Source organism: Thiomonas sp. TH-17 (assembly GCF_057473305.1).
This window is the reverse complement of sequence record NZ_JBYCKI010000302.1, coordinates 1-3,253: the sequence shown is the minus strand read 5'-3', so window position 1 is coordinate 3,253 and position 3,253 is coordinate 1. Positions and strand designations below refer to the sequence as shown.

Annotated in this window: 4 protein-coding genes and 1 other annotated feature; of the genes, 2 read left to right on the top strand and 2 right to left on the bottom strand. The window is 59.3% G+C overall.

Annotated elements, in window-relative coordinates:
- Nucleotides 1-39 precede the first annotated feature (39 nt).
- A protein-coding gene (locus tag AC2VLV_RS16630; protein ID WP_486991023.1) for an IS3 family transposase occupies nucleotides 40-1,268 on the bottom strand; the annotation gives its coding sequence in 2 pieces (ribosomal slippage) (nucleotides 40-980 and nucleotides 980-1,268; 1,230 coding nt in all).
- Nucleotides 874-990 (bottom strand) — a sequence feature (AL1L pseudoknot). It overlaps the preceding gene by 117 nt.
- On the opposite strand from AC2VLV_RS16630, the gene AC2VLV_RS16625 reads away from it, so the two are divergent.
- Nucleotides 1,267-1,989 carry an FAD-dependent oxidoreductase gene (locus AC2VLV_RS16625; RefSeq protein ID WP_486991022.1) on the top strand — a complete coding sequence of 241 codons (723 nt, stop codon included), beginning with the start codon at nucleotides 1,267-1,269 and terminating at the stop codon, nucleotides 1,987-1,989. The two genes, AC2VLV_RS16630 and AC2VLV_RS16625, sit on opposite strands and share 2 nt — an antisense overlap.
- A 2-nt stretch (nucleotides 1,990-1,991) precedes the next feature.
- Complete coding sequence (locus tag AC2VLV_RS16620; protein WP_486991021.1) at nucleotides 1,992-2,696, top strand: RNA polymerase sigma factor; 705 nt, start codon at nucleotides 1,992-1,994, stop codon at nucleotides 2,694-2,696.
- 42 nt (nucleotides 2,697-2,738) lie between these two features.
- Here the strand turns inward: AC2VLV_RS16620 and AC2VLV_RS16615 are convergent, their stop codons facing one another.
- Nucleotides 2,739-3,116, bottom strand: a complete 378-nt coding sequence (locus tag AC2VLV_RS16615) for a recombinase family protein (RefSeq protein WP_486991020.1) — start codon at nucleotides 3,114-3,116, stop codon at nucleotides 2,739-2,741.
- Between the last annotated feature and the right edge of the window lie 137 nt (nucleotides 3,117-3,253).

Below are 3,253 nucleotides of genomic sequence, written 5' to 3'. Positions count from 1 at the left end.
TGAACCGCCCCGGGTTCTATGGAGGCTGGTTGGTTTAAGTCATGCCGGGATGGCGGCCTGACTGGCGAGTTCCCGGTAATAGTTTGCCTCAGCTTCTGCGGGAGGGATATAGCCCAGGGGTTCCATCAGGCGGTGGTTGTTGAACCAGGCGACCCATTCCAGGGTTGCCAACTCGACGGATTCCTTGGTCTTCCACGGCGCGCGGCGATGAATCAGCTCGGCCTTGTACAGACCGTTGATCGTCTCAGCCAGGGCGTTGTCGTAGCTGTCGCCCTTGCTGCCCACAGAGGGCTCAATGCCGGCCTCGGCCAGCCGCTCGCTGTAGCGAATACTGACGTATTGCGACCCGCGGTCCGAGTGATGGATCAAGGCATCGTCGCGTTCGGGCTGTCGTGCATACAGGGCTTGCTCCAGGGCGTCGAGGACGAAGTCGGTGCGCATGGAACTGCTCACGCGCCAGCCGACGATGCGTCGTGCGAAGACGTCGATGACGAACGCCACGTACAGCCAGCCTTGCCAGGTCGACACGTACGTGAAATCGGACACCCAAAGCTGATTGGGCCTGTCGGCCTTGAACACGCGGTTGACACGGTCCAGGGGGCACGGCGCCTTGGCATCGCTGATCGTCGTGCGCACGACCTTGCCGCGCATCACGCCACGCAGCCCGAGTCGGCGCATCAGCCGCTCTACCGTACAGCGCGCAACGACAGTGCCTTCGCGGTGCATCTGCTTCCAGACCTTGTCGGCACCGTAGACCTGCATGTTGGCCTGCCAGACCTGCTCAATACGCGGCATCAATTCGGCATCTCGCTTGGCGCGGACACTGCGCAGCGCCGGATTGCGCGCCTGGGCAACGCGTCGCCAATAGCCGGATGGGGCAATCTGCAGAACCCTGCAGATCGGCTCGACCCCGAACCGATCGCGATGCGCGTCGACGAATGCCTTCAGGACTTGAGTCGGCGGTCGAGCTCCGCCTGGGCGAAAAACGCGCTGGCCAGCTTGAGGATCTCATTGGCTCGGCGCAGTTCTTTGACCTCGCGCTCAAGATCCTTGACGCGCTGGACTTCCGCCGAGCTCACGCCCGGGCGCGCGCCGGCATCCACCTCGTCGCGCTTGACCCAGTCCAGCAACGTCTGGGGCACGCAACCGATCTTGGGCGCGATCGATTCCACGGCTGCCCACAACGACGGGTACTCACTGCGGTGCTCCTGCACCATGCGCACTGCGCGCTCACGGACTTCAGGGGAAAACTTGTTCGACTTGTTCATGGCTCCATCTTCTCAAAGGTTGGAGCCTCCAGCAAACCCGGGGCGGTTCAGGGCGTTTCATCTGGCCAAGCCAACGGAATTCTCATTTCGTCCCGGGCAAGCGTTTGAAATATTGCTTCCCAATGCTGCACCGGATGCCGGCAATGAGGATCGTGGTCATGCTTTCTCTATTGTCAGTGCTCCGCATGAGGGTGAGCTGGTTTTTGCCACACGTATGCGCGATAGCACCTACAAACGTGCGCTGAGTGCCTTGCCAGACGGTGCGGAGCTGGATATCGATGGGCCGTTTGGTTCGCTCATTTTGCATAAAAATAATGCGCGAGCAGGCGTTTTGATTGCCGGAGGAATTGGCATCACGCCATTCATGAGCATGATTCGCCATGCCGCTTACAGTGCTTCTGAACAGCCGCTAACACTTCTTTATTCAAATCGTCGCCCTGAAGACGCCGCATTTTTGAGCGAGCTGGAGCGCCACGCGAGCGAGCACCACAATTTCGTATTGCATGCGACCATGACGGACATGGCTAACTCCACACAAACTTGGCATGGTCATACTCAGATGATTGATGCCGATTTCATTCGACGCACCACGGGCCAGCTGCCTGCTCCCATCTTCTACATCAGCGGCCCACCCGGTCTGGTACAGGGAATGCGCGACACGCTTGTACAAGCTGGCATCGACGAAGATGATGTGCGTAGTGAAGAATTCTATGGGTACTGACCATGCCATTAGCCGCACCATTGAACGCACCACCGATCACCGGCGCTACGACCGAAACCGAATTGGTCGCGCGGTCAATCTCAGGTGACACACACGCCTTTGAGGCCATCATGCGTCGCCACAACAGACTGCTGTTTCGCACCGCACGCAGCATCGTGAAAAACGATGCAGAAGCGGAAGACGTACTTCAAGACGCCTACCTGCGCGCCTGGCAAGCATTGGCTGGCTTTCGTGCAGATGCCAAGCTCTCCACCTGGCTCGTTCGTATTGTCGCCAATGAAGCCTTGGGCCGTCTGCGTCGGAAAAGTGCAGACATCATTCCCTTGGAGGCAGTCATGAACACGCCAGATTCTCACCTTCAAGCCAGCTTAGTTGCAGAAATTGCAGACTCCCCTGAATACCAGACGGAACGCACCCTGTTGCGCAAAATTCTTGAGTCACGTATTGACATGCTGCCAGACTCTTTTCGGTCTGTCTTTATGTTGCGTGCGGTGGAGGAGATGGAAGTTTCTGAGGTGGCACAGGCCCTGGGGATCCCGGAGGCAACCGTGCGCACGCGTTATTTCCGTGCCCGCGGCTTGTTGCGCGAAGGCCTTGCAAGTGCAGTCGATGAGACGCTGCTGGATGCGTTTGCATTCGATGGCGCACGCTGTGATCGCATCGTGGCAGCCGTGCTGGAGCGATTGACTGCTCAAGCAAAAAGTTGATGCCGTATATCACACGTAAACCCGTGCACAACGGCAAGATCCTTAACCTACTCGGCTAAGTAGTCTCAGCCCATCGGGTCTTAACTCACCCTTGGGTGATATATGTCTATACAAGGTCTGTCGTGTAATGCCAAATTCCTGGCACAGATCGCCGACCTTGGTTTCTGGTTGTCCCATCGCCGCCATAGCCAGCCGCAGCTTGGCCGCCGTCATCTTGAACGGTCGGCCGCCCTTCCGGCCGCGTGCCCGCGCCGACGCCAAGCCCGCCACCGTGCGCTCTGCGATCAGCTCGCGCTCGAACTCGGCGAGTGCGGCGAAGATGCCGAAGACCAGCTTGCCAGCGGCGGTCGTGGTGTCGATGGCCGCCCCGTGACCAGTCAGCACCTTGAGGCCGATGCCGCGCCCGGTCAGATCGTGCACGGTATTGATGAGATGCCGCAGGTCGCGCCCAAGCCGGTCGAGCGTAAGCGTCCCGCCAACCCCTCTTGACACCCGAAGTGAAGGTCAGGTGCTGGCGGCAGGGGTGTTGGTTTTTGCCCAGTTATGCGGCAGCAATT